The 17,667-nt window shown below is 61.5% G+C and carries 11 protein-coding genes; 5 read left to right on the forward strand and 6 right to left on the reverse strand.

Annotation, left to right across the window (positions count from 1 at the left end; translation table 11 throughout):
* Positions 1-98: 98 nt before the first annotated feature.
* The 3 genes from groL to G7A66_RS11655 form a co-directional block, all read right to left on the reverse strand.
* Entirely contained in the window at positions 99-1,754 is a 1,656-nt protein-coding gene (gene groL, locus G7A66_RS11645) for a chaperonin GroEL (protein ID WP_174295812.1), read from the reverse strand.
* Positions 1,755-1,812: 58 nt separating this feature from the next.
* Complete coding sequence (gene groES, locus G7A66_RS11650; protein WP_170003494.1) at positions 1,813-2,100, reverse strand: co-chaperone GroES; 288 nt, start codon at positions 2,098-2,100, stop codon at positions 1,813-1,815.
* 137 nt (positions 2,101-2,237) lie between these two features.
* Entirely contained in the window at positions 2,238-3,650 is a 1,413-nt protein-coding gene (locus G7A66_RS11655; RefSeq protein WP_174295813.1) for an MATE family efflux transporter, read from the reverse strand.
* Positions 3,651-3,712: 62 nt separating this feature from the next.
* Here G7A66_RS11655 and G7A66_RS11660 point away from each other — a divergent pair, with 62 nt between their 5' ends.
* Positions 3,713-4,318, forward strand: a complete 606-nt coding sequence (locus tag G7A66_RS11660; protein WP_174295814.1) for an acyloxyacyl hydrolase — start codon at positions 3,713-3,715, stop codon at positions 4,316-4,318.
* Positions 4,319-4,405: 87 nt separating this feature from the next.
* The gene (locus tag G7A66_RS11665) at positions 4,406-6,172 is read left to right on the forward strand and encodes a cation:proton antiporter domain-containing protein (protein WP_232366830.1); all 1,767 of its coding nucleotides are present in this window, start codon (positions 4,406-4,408) and stop codon (positions 6,170-6,172) included.
* Positions 6,173-6,300: 128 nt separating this feature from the next.
* Here G7A66_RS11665 and rplL read toward each other — a convergent pair whose 3' ends face one another.
* The 3 genes from rplL to G7A66_RS11680 form a co-directional block, all read right to left on the reverse strand.
* Positions 6,301-6,675: a 50S ribosomal protein L7/L12 gene (rplL, locus tag G7A66_RS11670; RefSeq protein ID WP_174295815.1), complete on the reverse strand. Its 375-nt coding sequence runs from the start codon at positions 6,673-6,675 to the stop codon at positions 6,301-6,303.
* Positions 6,676-6,755: 80 nt separating this feature from the next.
* Complete coding sequence (rplJ, locus tag G7A66_RS11675; protein ID WP_174295816.1) at positions 6,756-7,271, reverse strand: 50S ribosomal protein L10; 516 nt, start codon at positions 7,269-7,271, stop codon at positions 6,756-6,758.
* A 421-nt stretch (positions 7,272-7,692) separates the two neighbouring features.
* Positions 7,693-7,947, reverse strand: coding sequence for a hypothetical protein (locus G7A66_RS11680; protein WP_174295817.1), 255 nt, complete (start codon positions 7,945-7,947; stop codon positions 7,693-7,695).
* A 433-nt stretch (positions 7,948-8,380) separates the two neighbouring features.
* Here G7A66_RS11680 and rpoB point away from each other — a divergent pair, with 433 nt between their 5' ends.
* The 3 genes from rpoB to G7A66_RS11695 all read left to right on the forward strand — a co-directional run bounded on the left by rpoB (position 8,381) and on the right by G7A66_RS11695 (position 17,651).
* On the forward strand, positions 8,381-12,592 hold the full coding sequence (gene rpoB, locus G7A66_RS11685) for a DNA-directed RNA polymerase subunit beta (RefSeq protein WP_174295818.1): 4,212 nt from the start codon (positions 8,381-8,383) through the stop codon (positions 12,590-12,592).
* A 76-nt stretch (positions 12,593-12,668) separates the two neighbouring features.
* A complete protein-coding gene (gene rpoC, locus G7A66_RS11690; protein ID WP_174295819.1) occupies positions 12,669-17,042 on the forward strand; it encodes a DNA-directed RNA polymerase subunit beta' in 4,374 nt (1,457 codons plus the stop codon).
* A 108-nt stretch (positions 17,043-17,150) separates the two neighbouring features.
* The gene (locus G7A66_RS11695) at positions 17,151-17,651 is read left to right on the forward strand and encodes a hypothetical protein (RefSeq protein WP_174295820.1); all 501 of its coding nucleotides are present in this window, start codon (positions 17,151-17,153) and stop codon (positions 17,649-17,651) included.
* Positions 17,652-17,667 lie beyond the last annotated feature (16 nt).

Genomic DNA, 17,667 nt, shown 5'->3' on the forward strand with positions numbered 1-17,667 from the left:
GGGTCCGAGAAAAAGCGCGTGCACTTTCGCCATCATGAAAAAGGGTCCGGAGGATTGCTCCCCCGGACCCGCGTACGTTGGTCGTGAATGACGTGTGCTTAGAAGCCCATTCCGCCGCCCATGCCGCCCATGCCGCCCATGTCGGGCATGCCGCCGCCGCCGGAATTCTTGTCTTCCGGTGCGTCGCTGATGGCAGCTTCGGTGGTGATCAGCAGGCCGGCAACCGAGGCTGCGTCCTGCAGGGCGGTGCGAACGACCTTCGTCGGGTCGATCACGCCGGCCTTGACCAGGTTCTCATAGGTGTCGGTCGCAGCGTTGAAGCCCTGCGTCTCGTCATTTTCGCGCAGGAGATTGCCCGAAATGACGGCGCCGTCGTGACCGGCATTTTCCGCGATCTGGCGGATCGGTGACAGGATCGCGCGGCGAACGATGTCGATACCGCGGGTCTGGTCGTCATTCTCGCCCTTCACGCCTTCGAGCACCTTGGAGGCGTAGAGAAGCGCGGTACCGCCACCGGGGACAATGCCTTCTTCGACAGCGGCGCGGGTTGCATGGAGCGCATCGTCGACGCGATCCTTACGTTCCTTCACCTCGACTTCCGAAGCACCGCCGACCTTGATCACGGCAACCCCGCCGGCCAGCTTGGCCAGGCGTTCCTGCAGCTTTTCCTTGTCGTAATCGCTGCTGGTCGCATCGATCTGGGCACGGATTTCATTCACGCGCGACTTGATGTCGTCGGCCGGGCCAGCGCCATCCACGATCGTGGTGTTGTCCTTGTCGATGGTGACGCGCTTGGCTTCGCCGAGCATGCCGAGCGTGACGTTTTCGAGCTTGATGCCGAGATCTTCGGAGATCATCTCGCCCTGTGTCAGGATCGCGATGTCCTGCAGCATGGCCTTGCGGCGATCGCCGAAACCGGGCGCCTTGACTGCCGCGACCTTCAGGCCGCCGCGCAGCTTGTTGACGACCAGTGTCGCCAGCGCTTCGCCTTCGATGTCTTCTGCGATGATCAACAGCGGACGGCCGCTCTGCACGGCTGCTTCCAGCACGGGCAGCATGGCCTGCAGGTTCGACAGCTTCTTTTCATGGATCAGGATATAAGGGTTATCCAGTTCCACGGTCATCTTGTCGGGGTTGGTGATGAAGTAGGGCGACAGATAGCCGCGGTCGAACTGCATGCCTTCAACGACATCGAGTTCGAATTCGAGGCCCTTGGCCTCTTCCACGGTGATGACGCCTTCCTTGCCGACCTTTTCCATGGCTTCGGCGATCTTTTCGCCGACTTCACGGTCGCCATTGGCGGAAATGACGCCAACCTGCGCGATTTCGCTGGACCCGGCGACATCCTTGGAACGACCCTTGAGGTCTTCCACGACGCGGATCACGGCCTGGTCGATGCCGCGCTTCAGGTCCATCGGGTTCATGCCGGCAGCGACCGACTTCATGCCTTCGCGCACGATGGCCTGAGCCAGAACGGTGGCGGTGGTGGTGCCGTCACCTGCGAGATCGTTGGTCTTGCTGGCGACTTCGCGCAGCATCTGCGCGCCCATGTTCTCGAACTTGTCCTTGAGTTCGATTTCCTTGGCGACGGTGACGCCGTCCTTGGTGATGCGGGGTGCGCCGAAGCTCTTGTCGATGACGACGTTCCGGCCCTTGGGGCCGAGCGTTACCTTGACGGCGTTTGCGAGCGTGTCGACGCCCTTGAGGATGCCTTCGCGCGCTTCGCGCGAAAATTTCACGTCCTTGGCAGCCATGATTGGTTCTCCTGAATTGGGTTGATTAAGAAAAGTGCAGTCAGTCGGAAATCAGGGCTCAGCCCATGATTCCCATGATGTCGCTTTCCTTCATGATCAGCAGGTCTTCGCCGTCCAGCTTGACCTCGGTGCCCGACCACTTGCCGAACAGAACGCGGTCGCCCGCCTTCACGTCCAGCGGCGTGACCGTGCCGTCTTCGGCCTTGGCGCCCGAACCCACCGAGACGATTTCGCCTTCGCTGGGCTTTTCCTTGGCGCTGTCGGGGATGATGATGCCACCGGCGGTCTTTTCGTCAGCTTCGATGCGACGGACCAGAACCCGGTCGTGCAGAGGGCGAAATGCCATATCGTTGACCTTCCTTGCTTTGTTGAATGAATATCAGCTTTGGCACTCTCGCCATGAGAGTGCCAACAGCAGGCATATGGTTGCGACCCACATGGGCGTCAACAGGGAAGAACCAAGATTTTTATCGCTGCGCCGTTTCAGTTTTGCGGCAGCAGCCCCAGCGCCGCGCGGCGGGTCCAGCGAAGGGTGAGGAACACGGCTGCTACCGCCAGTCCTGTGGCGAGGCCGATCCAGACGCCCGTGCCTTCCAGCGGTGTGGACAGGCCCAGCCAGATCGCGACCGAATAGCCCGCTGCCCAATAGCTGAGCACGGCGATCACCATCGGCACGCGCGTATCCTGCAAACCGCGAAGATTGCCCGCGGCTACCGCCTGCGCCGCGTCGACCAGCTGGAAGATCGCCGCCCACAGCAGATATTGCACTGCAAAGCCGACCAGCGCCGCGTTCCTCGGCAATTGCGGATCGACATAGAGCGACAGCACGAAATGGGGCGCGAACAGCATGATTGATGCAGTGACGCCGCTGAACACCACGGCAATGCCCATCGCCACCCACCCGGCGCGGTGAATGCCGCCCGCATCACGTGCGCCGAAATGATAGCCGACGCGAATGGTCGCTGCCTGCCCGATGCCAAAGGGTATCTGGAAGGCGAGGCTGGCGATCTGCAGCGCTATGGTGTGGCCGGCGAGTTCGGAAGGGCCGATCCGTCCCATCAGGAAGGCAGCACCGGAGAATAGTCCCGCCTCGGCCAGAATGGTGAGCGCGATCGGCGTACCGATCCGCGTGATCTCGCGCAGGCGGCTCCATTTGTGGCGCCACCAGTTTCCCAAGATTCGATAGCGCGACAGCCGCCGGTCGGTCTGGATGGCGATGACATAGGACACAAGGATGAAGACCGAAGTCACCACGCTGGCGAGGGCGGAGCCTTCGAGCCCCAGCGCGGGTGCGCCCAGATTACCGAACACGAAGGCGTAATTGGCGATCACGCTGACCCCTATCGCGACCGCGATGATGAGCGTGGCAAAGATCGGCCGGTCCAGCGTCGAGACGAAGATACGCAACACGTTGGCAATGATCATCGGCAGCATGGCCCACATGATGACGTCCATGAAAGATCCGGCCATGGCGGAAATCACCGGGTCCTGCCCTGCCAGCAGCATCAGCCGTTCTGCCTGCGAACACGCCGCCATGCCGAACAGGCCCGCAGCCACCGCGAGCCACAGCCCCATGCGGACGCTGCGGCGCACCTCGCGCACGGCATGGCTGCGCCGCCCCAATTCCGCGGCGATCAGCGGCGCGACGGCGCCGGTCAGGCCGGACAATGCCCAGAGCAGAAGGCCGAAGATGGCAATGGCCAGACTGCTTGCGGCCAGCGCCTGTTCGCCAAGTCGCGCAACGAAGATGACATCCACGGCATGAACCAGCATCTGCAACAGATTCGCGGCGGCCAGGGGCCAGGCCAGCCGCATCGTCGCGCGAAATTCCCGGCGCCACGGATTGGACACCGGCTTCGCCCCAGGAGCGCGGCTGATGGTTGCAGGATTGTTCATCGCCGGCGCGCGATAGGGTGCATGCCGCGCCGGGGCAATCGCTTCAGCTTGCGGCGGCCTGCATGGCGCTGCATAAACGCCTGCCATTCTTCGGAGTATTTGCCGTGTCGCGACCTTCCCGAATCTCTGGCCTGCGCTCCTTCACTTTGATTTCGATCTTCGGTTCGCTTGCCGCCGCAAATCCCGCCGCTGCCGGAGAAGTCTATGGCGGAATCTATGCCCATGCTGTCGACACCCCGTTCACCTTCGATACGGAAGAAGGCGGCGTCGACCTTCAGGCAGGCTATCGGTTCGAACGGGCAGAGGCGCTCGCTTTCATCGGCAGCCCGGAGCCATATGTCTTCGCCTCGCTGAACAGCGAGGGGGATACGAATTTCGCAGGCGGCGGGCTCAGCTGGAAGATTGCGGCAGGCCCGGTCTATCTCCGGCCCGGCATCGGCCTCGTCATTCATGACGCGCCCGATTTCCGAATAGATCGTAACAACGAATTTCGGACGGATCTCGGCAGCCGCATCCTGTTCGAGCCGGAGATTGCCATCGGAACCGCTGTTAGCGAACGTTGGAGCGTGGAGGCGAGCTGGGTGCACATCAGCAATGCGCGCCTGTTCAATTCGGAGCAGAACCCCGGCATCGACACCATCGGAATCCGACTGAACTACGCCCTCTAGAGACCGCGATAGCTTTCCTGCCTATGCGCGGTGCTGCTGCGCTTCTATCTGCCGTACTGACACTGCCGATGGAAAAGGAATGGCGCAATGGAACATGAAGGCGCCGGTTTCCTGCGAGACGGAGTATTGATGCTCGGCTTTGCGCTGGGTTTCGTGCTTCTTTTCCGGCGGCTGGGTCTCGGTGCCACGCTGGGATACCTTCTGGCGGGCTCGGTGGTTGGGCCGCATGGCCTGGGTCTAGTCGGAAATGCCGAATCGATGCTTGGGTTCGCCGAGATCGGAATTATCCTTTTGCTGTTCATCGTCGGGCTCGAACTGGACCCGGCGCGGCTCTGGCGCATGAGGACGGCAATCTTCGGCATCGGTTTCGCTCAGGTCGCGGCCTGCGGGCTGGCGGTTGCGGCCTTCATACTTCTGGCGACGGACTTCCCCTTTGTCGCTGCGCTGGCGCTCGGACTGCCCCTTGGGCTGTCGTCCACGGCACAGGTGCTGCCGATGCTGCAATCTGCCGGGAGGCTGAGAACGCCGTTCGGGGAACGCGCCTTCGCGATCCTGCTGTTCCAGGACCTTTCGATCATCGTTCTGATCACGATTGTCGCCGCATTGAGCCTGAACCCGGCCGACGCGGACGCGGCACCTGCTTGGCAACTCGTGCTGATGTCGGTGCTCACCGTGGGTGCATTGATCGCAGCAGGCCGCTTTCTGTTGCGCCCCTTGTTCCGTCTGATCGGCAATCTGGGCGAACGCGAGATGTTCGTGGTGGCCGGACTGTTCACCGTTATCGCTGCCGCAGCTTTGATGGAATGGCTCGGCCTCTCGACCGCATTGGGGGCGTTCGTCGCAGGTGTGATGCTGGCTAACACACCTTATCGGCACGAGTTGGAAGCGGATATCGAACCTTTTCGCTCGATCCTGCTGGGCCTGTTCTTCCTCGCGGTCGGGATGATGCTGGATCTGGGCGCCATCGCCGAAAATCCGATCTTCGTCGTCGGCATGGCCGCCGGGCTGATTACGATAAAGGCGGCTATCATCTTCGGCATCGGCCGGTTTGCAGGAATGGCCTGGCGGCCGGCATTGGCGCTCGGACTGCTGCTCAGCCAGGGCGGCGAGTTCGCCTTTGTCCTGTTCGCCCAGGCGCAACAGGGCCTGTTGATTGCCCCGGAAGTCGCCAGCCTGTTCGGCGCTATCGTCACCCTTTCCATGGCGACCACGCCATTCCTGATGATGGCAACCGCCCGTATCCGAAAACCCCGGCGGGGCAGCCAACAGCGGGAGGCACCGGAGGGAGGCACGGCAAAGGCGATCGTCGTCGGCTACGGGCGATTCGGCCAGACCGTCGCGCAGATGCTGCTGGGGCATGGCGCAACGATCACGCTGGTGGACCGGAACGTCGGCCAGATCGACCTGGCGGGCGATTTTGGATCGAAAGTCTATTTTGGCGATGGTACCAGGATCGATCTGCTGCGACAGGCCGGTGCGGGTGAGGCGGACATGATCCTGTTCTGCATGGACGGCGACCAGATCGGCAACACGATCCTGCATGGCGTGCGCACGGCTTTCCCCCAAACCAGCATAATGGTGCGGACCTTCGACCGCCGATCAATGCTGCGGATCAAGGCTGCGCCTGTAGATTTCATCGTGCGCGAAGTGCGGGAATCGGCCATCGCCATGGGGCGCGCGGCGCTTGCCAGCATGGGCGTGGACGCGAACGGCGTGGATGAAGTCGAAAGGCGCTTCCGGTCTATCGACATGGAGCGGATGGCCCGTCAGCATGAAGCCGATGATTTGAAGGCGGGGAGCGGTCTGGTGCACCAGGCAGCAGCGAGCGGCGCTGCGCCGGCGGAACCCGGTTGAGAGAAGCTCGAACTGGCAGTGCGAGAGTGCAGGCAAAGGAAAAGGGCGGCGCCTTCCGGCACCGCCCTTTCCTGGTGATCGCATGATGCGAAAACCGAAGCGTAAGCGCCCGTTGCCGGGCTGATCGCTTACTTCAGTTCGACGGTACCGCCGGCTGCTTCGATCTTGCCCTTGATCTCTTCGGCTTCCGCCTTGTTCACGCCTTCCTTGATCGGCTTGGGCGCGCCTTCGACGAGGCCCTTGGCTTCGGTCAGGCCGAGACCCGTGATCGCACGGACTTCCTTGATGACCTGGATCTTCTTGCCACCGTCGCCGGTCAGGATGACGTCGAATTCGTCCTTTTCTTCGGCTGCGGCTTCACCACCGCCAGCGGCGGGGCCGGCAACGGCGACAGCAGCAGCGGCAGAAACGCCCCACTCTTCTTCCAGTGCCTTGGCGAGTTCAGCCGCCTCGAGGACGGTCAGCTTCGAAAGTTCTTCAACAAGCTTGGCTACATCGGCCATGATATTGTGCTCCAACTAAATGACTGGCCGGGCAAGGCGCAGTGGCGCGCCCCGACCGGTATTCGAGAAAGAAAAACCGCTTATGCCGCTTCCTTGGCGCCGTAGGCACCGAAGACGCGGGCAAGCTTTGCCGCCGGTTCGTTGACGACGCGCGCGATTTTCGTCGCGGGCGCGTTGATGAGACCGATAAGCGTACCACGCAGCTCGTCGAGCGAGGGTAGCGACGCGAGCGCGCGTACCCTGTTTTCGTCGAGCATCTCGCCGCCCATGGAACCGCCGACGATTTCGAGTGCGTCATTGGTCTTGGCGAAATCCACCACGGCTTTCGCGGCTGCGACCGGATCTGCGCTGTAGGCGAGAGCGGTCGGACCGGTGAGGAATTCCCCAATGCCGTTGTAATCGGTGTCTTCGATGGCGAGCCTGGCGAGGCGGTTCTTCGCAACCTTGTAAGTCGCGCCAACGTCACGCATCTTCTGCCGCAGATCGGTGGATTGCGCCACCGAAAGGCCGAGGTTGCGGGTGACGACCACCACGCCTGCCTCGTTGAAGATTGCGTTCAGTTCGGCGACCGATTCGGATTTCTGCGAACGATCCATGCCGTACTCCTTCACATATGATCGCCACGCGCCAACCCAATTGGGCAACCGCGCCGCGACCGGCTTCGTTGTCCGCACCGCTGATACGGTGCGAGCGAGTCCGTTTTTGGGGAAGGAGGTGCGTTGCCGTTCGTTTACGGAACTGGCGAACGCGATGCGGAGCCTTGTGAGCCGCGCGAAAGAAACTCGTTTCCCCGCCTAGGCCGGCAATTAAGGAAACGGATGTTTCCACCGGCTGTCTCGGACGGAAGACCGGCTGCCCCTTGGGACGAATGCCGATCCGGGTTGCGCTCTAGACCATTGTCCGCCGCCGTCAAGCCGGGATCTCCGGATGCGGACCGCTGCACAAGCAAAAAGGGGTTCGCCATCGCTGGCGAACCCCCATCATCGTAATCGCACCCGAAAGGTGCAGGAACAATGCTTATTCGACGACCACTGTATCGTCCGCAACAACGGCATCGTCAGCCATCATGGTGTCGTCGGCCATCATGGCATCGTCGCCGAGTTCATCAGCGCGCTCGTCCATGACTTCGCCCATTTCTTCGGCGGGGCCTTCGGTCAGAACGCCGTCTGCATTGTTGATATCGTCGATGTCTTCACCGGCTTCTTCACGGGGGCCGTCACAGGCTGTCAGAGCGAAAGCGGCGGTGAGGGCGACGAGAGCAATTTTCTTCATGTTATGTATTCCCTGATTACCTTGGAATTCATGCACCCCCGAGGATACATCGGCAGTGTCTAGCGCGGCTGGTGGCGCTTGTAACCCATTTTCGCCACAATTCGGCAAAGCAGAGTGTCAGCGAGGTTATGATGGAGCGCCTGGATCGCTTCATATGTTCTGCATGGCAGGAAGTTTGACAGCGGCGGGCAGGCTCTCTATGTCACCACCTGTCGCAACGCTTCGAGCAAGGCGCCCCATGCGCGGGGGTGGCCCGGGAAGGAAGCAGCGATTATCCAACGTCGCGAGGCCACTGCCGCAGCAGCACCCTGAAAAGGGTGCCGGAAGCTGCGGCTTTGCCGCGTTCGCGATCATGGCATTACGACGTGCATGGCAAGAATTCTATCGCCGGTGGCGCTCCGTCGCCGGCTCTATCTGACAGGCGAATCACCTTATGGCGACCAAGGCGAAAGCTCCCCGCTCCTCCGGCAATGTCTCGAAGACGGCTCATGGCAGCGCGAAGAAGCGCATCCGCAAGATCTTCGGCGATGTTCACGAAGTGGTGGAAATGCCGAATCTGATCGAGGTCCAGCGCGAAAGCTACGAGCAGTTCCTGCGCTCCGACCCGTCGATCGACTATGTGTCCGGTCTGGAAAAGACGCTGCGCTCCGTCTTTCCGATCCGCGACTTCGCCGGCACCGCCGAGCTGGACTTCGTTCATTACGAGCTGGAGCCGCCGAAGTTCGACACGACCGAATGCCGCCAGCGCGGCATCACCTATGCAGCGCCGATGAAGGTGACGCTGCGCCTGATCGTGTTTGAAGTCGACCAGGAAACCGAAACCCGCTCCGTTCTCGATATCAAGGAGCAGGACGTCTACATGGGTGACATGCCCCTGATGACGGGCAACGGCACCTTCATCATCAACGGTACCGAGCGTGTCATCGTCAGCCAGATGCACCGGTCGCCGGGCGTTCTGTTCGACCATGACCGCGGCAAGACCCATGCCTCGGGCAAGCTGTTGTTCGCCGCCCGCGTCATTCCCTATCGCGGCTCGTGGCTCGACTTCGAATTCGACGCCAAGGACATCGTCAACGTGCGTATCGACCGCAAGCGCAAGCTGCCCGTCACCTCGCTGCTGTTCGGCCTAGGTCTTGATGCCGAGGACATCCTGAACACCTTCTACGAAACGGTGACGTGGGAACGGGTTTCGGGCTCGGCCGGCGAAGGCTGGAAGATGCCCTATGTGCCCGAGCAATGGCGCGGCCAGAAGCCGGGCTTCGCGCTTGTTGATGCGAAGACGGGCGAGGAAGTGTTCCCCGCTAACCAGAAGATCAGCCCCCGCGCCGCCAACAAGGCCGCGAAGGACGGGCTCGACACGCTGCTGATCCCGACAGAGGAAATCTTCGCGCGCTATGCCGCGCGCGACATGATCGACGAAAGCACGGGCCGCATCTACATTGAGGCAGGCGACGAAGTTTCGCCCGACAATCTCGAAGCGCTGGACAAGGCCGGCATCGAGCGCATCGAACTGCTCGACATCGACGAGGTCAATACCGGCCCCTGGATCCGCAACACGCTGCAGGCCGACAAGGCCGAGAACCGCGACGAGGGTCTAGAGGCGATCTACAAGGTGATGCGCCCCGGCGAACCGCCGACGAAGGAAACTGCCGAAGCCCTGTTCGAAGGCCTGTTCTTCGACAGCGAACGCTATGACCTTTCCGCAGTCGGCCGTGTGAAGCTGAACATGCGCCTCGGCCTCGATGCCGAAGATACTGTGACTACTCTGCGCAAGGAAGACATCCTCGCCGTGGTCAAGGAAATGGTCGATCTGAAGGACGGCAAGGGCGAGGTCGACGATATCGACAATCTCGGCAACCGCCGCGTCCGTTCGGTCGGCGAATTGCTGGAGAACCAGTACCGCGTTGGCCTGCTGCGCATGGAACGCGCGGTGAAGGAGCGGATGAGCAGCGTGGATGTATCGACGGTCATGCCGAACGATCTGATCAACGCCAAGCCCGCCGTTGCCGCCGTGCGCGAATTCTTCGGATCCTCGCAGCTGTCGCAGTTCATGGACCAGACGAACCCGCTTTCGGAAGTGACGCACAAGCGCCGCGTTTCGGCTCTTGGGCCCGGCGGTCTCACGCGTGAGCGTGCAGGCTTCGAAGTCCGTGACGTGCATCCGACCCACTATGGCCGTATTTGCCCGATCGAAACGCCCGAAGGCCCGAACATCGGTCTGATCAACAGCCTCGCCAGCTTCAGCCGCGTGAACAAATACGGCTTCATCGAAACGCCCTACCGCAAGGTCGACGGCGGCAAGGTGACCAGCGATGTGGTCTATCTGTCGGCAATGGAAGAGCAGAAGCACGCCGTCGCGCAGGCTTCGGCAGCTCTCAATGACGATGGTTCCTTCGTGGAAGAGTTCGTCTCGGCGCGTCAAAGTGGCGAGTTCGTCATGCTGCCCAACGATCAGATCACGCTGATGGACGTTTCGCCCAAGCAGCTGGTCTCGGTCGCGGCATCGCTCATTCCATTCCTGGAAAACGATGACGCTAACCGTGCGCTCATGGGCTCCAACATGCAGCGCCAGGCCGTGCCGCTGGTGAAGGCGGAAGCGCCTTTCGTCGGCACCGGCATGGAAGAGACCGTGGCCCGCGATTCCGGCGCCGCGATTTCCGCCACGCGCGGCGGTATCGTCGACCAGGTGGACGCAACCCGTATCGTCATCCGCGCACAGGGCGATGTCGAGGCCGGCCAGTCCGGCGTGGACATCTACACCCTGCAGAAGTTCCAGCGTTCGAACCAGGATACCTGCATCAACCAGCGTCCGCTGGTGAAGGTGGGCGACGTGGTCGAGCAGGGCGACATTCTTGCCGACGGTCCTTCCACCGACCTTGGTGAACTGGCCTTGGGGCGCAACAGCCTCGTCGCCTTCATGCCCTGGAATGGCTACAATTACGAAGACTCCATCCTGATCAGCGAACGCATCGTGAAGGATGACGTCTTCACCTCGATCCATATCGAGGAATTCGAAGTCATGGCCCGCGATACCAAGCTCGGGCCCGAAGACATCACGCGCGACATTCCCAATGTCGGCGAGGAAGCCCTGCGCAACCTCGACGAAGCGGGCATCGTCTATATCGGCGCGGAAGTGCATCCGGGCGATATCCTGGCGGGCAAGATCACGCCCAAGGGCGAAAGCCCGATGACGCCGGAAGAGAAGCTGCTGCGGGCGATCTTCGGTGAAAAGGCCAGCGACGTGCGTGACACCTCGCTTCGCCTGCCCCCGGGTGTTGCCGGCACGGTGGTCGAGGTTCGCGTCTTCAACCGTCACGGTATCGAAATCGACGATCGTACCCGTGCCATCCAGAACGAGGAAATCGAACGCCTTCGCAAGGATAGTCAGGACGAACGCGCCATCCTCAACCGGGCGACCTATAATCGCCTGCGCGACATGCTCGTCGGCCAGACCGCTTCTGCTGCGCCCAAGGGAGTGAAGAAGGGTTCGGAAATCACCGAGGAGATGCTCGACGGGATCGAACGTCACGAATGGTTCAAGTTTGCCGTCGCGGACGATGGCAAGCAGAGCCAGATCGAAGCCGTGAAGACTCAGTATGACGAAGCGGTGAAGCGGATCGACGACAAGTTCGAGGATCGCCGCGAGAAGCTGGAACGCGGGGACGAACTCGCGCCCGGCGTGCTCAAGATGGTCAAGGTCTTCGTCGCGGTGAAGCGCAAGCTGCAGCCGGGCGACAAGATGGCTGGCCGCCATGGCAACAAGGGTGTCATCAGCCGCATTTTGCCAGCCGAGGACATGCCGTTCCTGGAAGACGGGACGCCGGTAGACGTCGTGCTCAATCCACTGGGCGTGCCGAGCCGCATGAACGTGGGGCAGATCTTCGAAACCCATCTTGGCATGGCGGCGCGTGGTCTTGGCCAGCAGGTGACGGCGGCACTGGAGGAATGGCGCGAAGCCAATCCGAATGCCGAGGCGGACATGGCGAATGCCAAGCCGCCGCAGGTGGTGATCGACAAGCTTAAAGACATCTACGGCGAACAATATCACGAGGATATCGACAGCCGTACGCCGCAGGACGTGATCGAACTGGCTGGCAACCTCGTCAACGGCGTGCCGATGGGCACTCCGGTGTTTGACGGTGCTCGTGAGGGCGACGTCACCGCCATGCTCGAGAAGGCAGGCCTGCCCGGTTCCGGTCAGGTCACCCTGTTCGACGGGCGCACGGGCGATGCCTTCGACCGCAAGGTCACGGTCGGCTACATCTATATGCTGAAGCTGCATCACCTTGTGGACGACAAGATCCACGCCCGGTCTATCGGCCCCTACAGCCTCGTCACCCAGCAGCCGCTGGGCGGCAAAGCCCAGTTCGGCGGCCAGCGCTTCGGCGAAATGGAGGTCTGGGCGCTGCAGGCCTATGGCGCGGCCTACACCCTGCAGGAGATGCTGACCGTCAAGTCCGATGACGTGATCGGACGCACCAAGGTCTATGAGGCGATCGTCAAGGGTGACGATACTTTCGAGGCCGGCGTGCCGGAAAGCTTCAACGTGCTCGTCAAGGAAATGCGCAGCCTGGGTCTCAACATCGAACTGTCATCGCTCGATGATGGCGAGGATGATGACGGGCTCGCCATCGCGGCAGAATAAGAGAGTGGGGCGGCTGCAGCGCGCGGCCGCCCGCTCCCACTGCCTGCACCGGATTTTCCCCCGAGGGATTTGAAAAATGAACGAACTTACAAAATTCACCAACCAGATTTCCAAGCCGGAAACCTTCGACCAGATCCAGATCGGCATTGCGTCGCCCGAACGTATCCGTTCCTGGTCCTTCGGTGAGATCAAGAAGCCGGAAACCATCAACTACCGCACTTTCAAGCCCGAGCGTGACGGCCTGTTCTGCGCCCGCATCTTCGGTCCGGTTAAGGATTACGAATGCCTGTGCGGCAAGTACAAGCGCATGAAATACAAGGGCGTCGTCTGCGAAAAGTGCGGCGTCGAAGTGACGGTGACCAAGGTGCGCCGCGAGCGTATGGGGCACATCGAACTGGCCGCGCCTGTCGCGCATATCTGGTTCCTGAAATCGCTGCCATCGCGCATCGGCCTGCTGCTCGACATGCAGCTGAAGCAGCTCGAGCGCGTGCTGTATTTCGAAAGCTATATCGTTACGGAACCCGGCCTGACGCCGATGGAAAAGTTCCAGCTGCTGACCGAGGATGAACTCCTCGAAGCGCAGGACGAATATGGCGAAGACGCCTTCACCGCTGACATCGGCGCTGCCGCGGTCAAGACCATGCTCATGGATCTCGATCTCGAGCAGGAGCGCGACGATCTGATGGAAGAGCTGGCGACTACCAAGTCGAAGCTGAAGCCCGCCAAGATCATCAAGCGCCTGAAGGTCGTCGAGAGCTTCATCGATTCCGGCAACCGCCCGGAATGGATGATCCTCGAAGTCGTACCGGTCATCCCGCCCGAACTGCGCCCGCTGGTGCCGCTCGACGGTGGCCGCTTCGCGACGTCGGACCTGAACGACCTTTATCGCCGCGTCATCAACCGCAACAACCGGTTGAAGCGCCTGATCGAACTCCGTGCGCCCGACATCATCGTCCGCAACGAGAAGCGCATGCTGCAGGAAGCCGTCGACGCATTGTTCGACAACGGTCGCCGTGGCCGCGTCATCACGGGTGCCAACAAGCGCCCGCTGAAGTCGCTGTCCGACATGCTGAAGGGCAAGCAGGGCCGATTCCGTCAAAACTTGCTTGGCAAGCGCGTCGACTATTCGGGCCGTTCGGTCATCGTCACCGGCCCCGAACTCAAGCTGCATCAATGCGGCTTGCCCAAGAAGATGGCGCTCGAGCTGTTCAAGCCGTTCATCTACGCGCGCCTCGACGCCAAGGGTCTGTCCATGACCCTGAAGCAGGCGAAGAAGTGGGTGGAAAAAGAGCGCAAGGAAGTCTGGGACATCCTGGACGAAGTGATCCGCGAGCACCCGGTCCTGCTGAACCGCGCGCCGACGCTTCACCGCCTCGGCATTCAGGCGTTCGAGCCCGTGCTGATCGAGGGCAAGGCGATCCAGCTGCACCCGCTCGTCTGCTCGGCCTTCAACGCCGACTTCGACGGTGACCAGATGGCCGTGCACGTTCCGCTGAGCCTCGAGGCGCAGCTGGAAGCGCGCGTGCTGATGATGTCGACCAACAACATCCTCAGCCCCGCAAACGGCAAGCCGATCATCGTGCCGTCGCAGGACATGGTCCTGGGCATCTATTACCTGTCGATGGAACGTCAGGAAAAGACGCCCGAATATCTCGACGGCGAAAACGGCGACAAGATCGAGAAGCTGCCCCGCTTCGGCGACATGGCCGAAGTGCATCAGGCACTGCATGTCGGCGCGGTGTCGCTGCACAGCAAGATTATCACTCGGGTTCCGCAGGCGGATGAGAACGGCAAGATCGAGCTCAAGCGCTTCATCACGACACCGGGCCGAATGCTGATTGGCGAATGCCTGCCGACCAATCACAAGGTGCCGTTCGACATCGTCAACCGCCTTCTGACCAAGAAGGACATCGGCGACGTCATTGACGAAGTCTATCGTCACACCGGTCAGAAGGACACGGTGCTGTTTGCCGACGCCATCATGACGCTGGGCTTCCGCCACGCATTCAAGGCCGGCATTTCCTTCGGCAAGGACGACATGATCATTCCTGACAGCAAGGAAGGGATGATCAGCGAGGCCAAGGGACAGGTCGCCGACTACGAACAGCAATATCAGGACGGCCTGATCACCCAGCAGGAAAAATACAACAAGGTGATCGACGCCTGGAGCCGGACCGGCGACAGGGTGGCCGACGCCATGATGGACGAGATCAAGTCGCGCCCGATCGATGCCGACGGCAAGGAAGCGCAGATCAATTCCATCTACATGATGAGCCATTCCGGTGCGCGTGGCTCACCGGCCCAGATGAAGCAGCTGGCGGGTATGCGCGGCTTGATGGCGAAGCCTTCGGGCGAGATCATCGAAACGCCCATCATCTCGAACTTCAAGGAAGGCCTGACCGTTCTTGAATATTTCAACTCCACCCACGGTGCCCGCAAGGGCCTCGCGGATACGGCGTTGAAGACGGCGAACTCGGGTTACCTGACCCGCCGCCTCGTCGACGTGTCGCAGGATTGCGTCATCGTCACCGAGGATTGCAAGACCGACAACATGCTGGAAATGCGTGCGATCGTTCAGGGCGGCAGCGTGATCGCTTCGCTGGGCGAGCGCATCCTTGGCCGCACCACGGCCGAGGACATCAAGAACGCGGCAACCGATGAAGTCATCGTGAAGGCCGGCACTCTGGTGGACGAACCGATGGTCAAGGCCATCGAGGAAGCCGAAGTGCAGTCTGCCAAGATCCGGTCGCCGCTGGTCTGCGAAGCGGATCAGGGCGTCTGCGGCAAATGCTACGGGCGTGATCTTGCCCGCGGTACGCCGGTGAATATCGGTGAAGCTGTCGGCGTGATCGCCGCACAGTCCATCGGCGAGCCGGGCACCCAGCTGACGATGCGGACCTTCCACATCGGCGGCGCGGCACAGCTCAATGAAACCAGCCACCTCGAATCCATCTCGGACGGCAAGATCCTCTACCGCGACATGCCGACCATCGTGGACAAGAAGGGCCGCATCCTGTCCATGGCGCGGAACGGCGAACTCGCCGTCATCGATGCCCAGGGACGTGAGCGCGAGATTCACAAGGTGCCTTACGGTACGGTTCTCATGTTCAAGGATGGCGACAAGGTTTCCGAAGGCGACCGCCTGGCTGAATGGGATCCGTTCACGCTGCCGATCATCACGGAACAGTCGGGTACCGTCCGCTTCCAGGACCTGATCGACGGCAAGACCATGGAAGAACGCGTTGACGATGCAACGGGCATCGCTCAGCGCGTCGTGACGGAAAACCGTTCGACCGGCCGTGCGAAGAAGGAGGAGCTGCGTCCTCGCCTCACCCTGCTTGGCGAAGGCGAGAAGCTGTCCGATGATGGCGAAACCGATGCCCAGCGCTACATGCTGGCGCCGGGTACCTCGCTTTCGGTCGATGACGGACAGCGGGTGGAAGCAGGCGACATTCTCGCTCGTGCCAGCCGTGAAGCTGCCAAGACGCGCGACATTACCGGTGGTCTGCCGCGCGTTGCCGAATTGTTCGAAGCGCGTATTCCGAAGGACAATGCGATCATTGCCAAGATTTCGGGCAAGATCGAATTTGTTCGTGAATACAAGGCCAAGCGCAAGATCGCCATCGTACCCGAGGAAGGGGAAGCCGTGGAGTACCTGGTCCCCAAGACCAAGGTCATCGACGTGCAGGAAGGCGACTTCGTCAAGAAGGGCGACACGCTGATTTCGGGCAGCCCGAATCCGCATGACATCCTCGACGTGATGGGCGTGGAAGCGCTGGCCGAATATCTGGTCAACGAAATCCAGGAAGTCTATCGTCTGCAGGGCGTGAAGATCAACGACAAGCACATCGAAACGATCGTTCGCCAGATGCTGCAAAAGGTCGAGATCACCGATGGCGGGGATACCACTCTGCTGCCGGGCGAGCAGGTCGACCGGACCGAGATGGACGAGGTGAACGGCAAGCTCGGCCGCAACAAGAAGCATGCCGAGGGCAAGCCTGTCCTGCTCGGCATTACCAAGGCCAGCCTGCAGACCCGCAGCTTCATTTCAGCGGCTTCCTTCCAGGAAACGACCCGCGTGCTCACGCAGGCTTCGGTCGAAGGAAAGAAGGACTCGCTGATCGGGCTGAAGGAAAATGTGATCGTCGGCCGTCTCATCCCTGCCGGTACCGGCGCGGGCATGAACCGGATGCGGATCGCGGCCAGCGGGCGCGACGCGGCCATCAAGGCACAGTGGAAGAAGGCCCAGGAAGCCATCATCGCTGCTCAGGATGCCGAGGCGGAGCACGAAGCGGAACTGGCGCAGGGCGCCGAGGCCGCTACGGGCAATGCCAGCTTCGCGGACATGGAAGGCGAAACGCACGGCACCGACGCCGACGCAGGCGATTACCTGCGCGAAGATCAGGCCGAACAGCCCGATGCGATCGAGAAGGAGGAAGAGGGCGAATAAGACCTCTTCCACTGCTGGATAAACAAAGGCCCCGTCGTGATTGCGACGGGGCCTTTTTCTTTGCAGTAATCTCCATCCGCTTGCATCAGGCGGGAAAAGGAACTGCCCATGCGTGCCATTCTGTTTCTGCTGCCAATGCTTGCGGGTGCGTGTTCCGCAGGCTCGCCCAACCAATCCCAGCGCGATGTACCGGCCGATGCGCTCGCTACCCCGGCAGAGCAAGAGCAGAGCGGGTCTGCAGATGAACTCCTGGCTCCCGCAAGTCTGGTCAGTGAATACCGGGTCGCGGGAGTGGATGGCGAACCGTTGAACGCCGAGTTTGGCATAGCCCTGTCTGTCGGCGCCGACACGATCAGCTTCGACAATTGCCAGCAGATCGCGTGGAACTATGCCTATGACAAAGGCGAACTGACAACCAGCCGTGCGTCCGCCGGGACTGCCGAACCACCTTCCGCATCACCGCAAGGCTTGCCCTGTGCTGCCGCGCTCCCGCCGGCGAAACAGGCGATGGTGGAAGCTCTCGACGCGGCTACCCGCGCCCGGCGTACGCAGGCCAATGGCATCGTGATCTCCGGAGAGGGCCGCTCACTTACCTTGTTCTCGCAATAGGCTCCGCGCTGGGCTA

The organism is Alteripontixanthobacter muriae, assembly GCF_013336795.1.
Lineage (GTDB): Bacteria > Pseudomonadota > Alphaproteobacteria > Sphingomonadales > Sphingomonadaceae > Pseudopontixanthobacter > Pseudopontixanthobacter muriae.

What these genes read in the sequence shown, in the direction of transcription:
- rplL (WP_174295815.1), bottom strand. Translation starts at nt 6,675, where the DNA reads ATGGCCGATGTAGCCAAGCTTGTTGAAGAACTTTCGAAGCTGACCGTC.
- G7A66_RS11665 (WP_232366830.1), top strand. Translation starts at nt 4,406, where the DNA reads ATGGAACATGAAGGCGCCGGTTTCCTGCGAGACGGAGTATTGATGCTC.
- G7A66_RS11680 (WP_174295817.1), bottom strand. Translation starts at nt 7,947, where the DNA reads ATGAAGAAAATTGCTCTCGTCGCCCTCACCGCCGCTTTCGCTCTGACA.
- G7A66_RS11660 (WP_174295814.1), top strand. Translation starts at nt 3,713, where the DNA reads ATGGCGCTGCATAAACGCCTGCCATTCTTCGGAGTATTTGCCGTGTCG.
- rplJ (WP_174295816.1), bottom strand. Translation starts at nt 7,271, where the DNA reads ATGGATCGTTCGCAGAAATCCGAATCGGTCGCCGAACTGAACGCAATC.
- groL (WP_174295812.1), bottom strand. Translation starts at nt 1,754, where the DNA reads ATGGCTGCCAAGGACGTGAAATTTTCGCGCGAAGCGCGCGAAGGCATC.
- rpoB (WP_174295818.1), top strand. Translation starts at nt 8,381, where the DNA reads ATGGCGACCAAGGCGAAAGCTCCCCGCTCCTCCGGCAATGTCTCGAAG.
- rpoC (WP_174295819.1), top strand. Translation starts at nt 12,669, where the DNA reads ATGAACGAACTTACAAAATTCACCAACCAGATTTCCAAGCCGGAAACC.
- groES (WP_170003494.1), bottom strand. Translation starts at nt 2,100, where the DNA reads ATGGCATTTCGCCCTCTGCACGACCGGGTTCTGGTCCGTCGCATCGAA.
- G7A66_RS11695 (WP_174295820.1), top strand. Translation starts at nt 17,151, where the DNA reads ATGCGTGCCATTCTGTTTCTGCTGCCAATGCTTGCGGGTGCGTGTTCC.
- G7A66_RS11655 (WP_174295813.1), bottom strand. Translation starts at nt 3,650, where the DNA reads ATGAACAATCCTGCAACCATCAGCCGCGCTCCTGGGGCGAAGCCGGTG.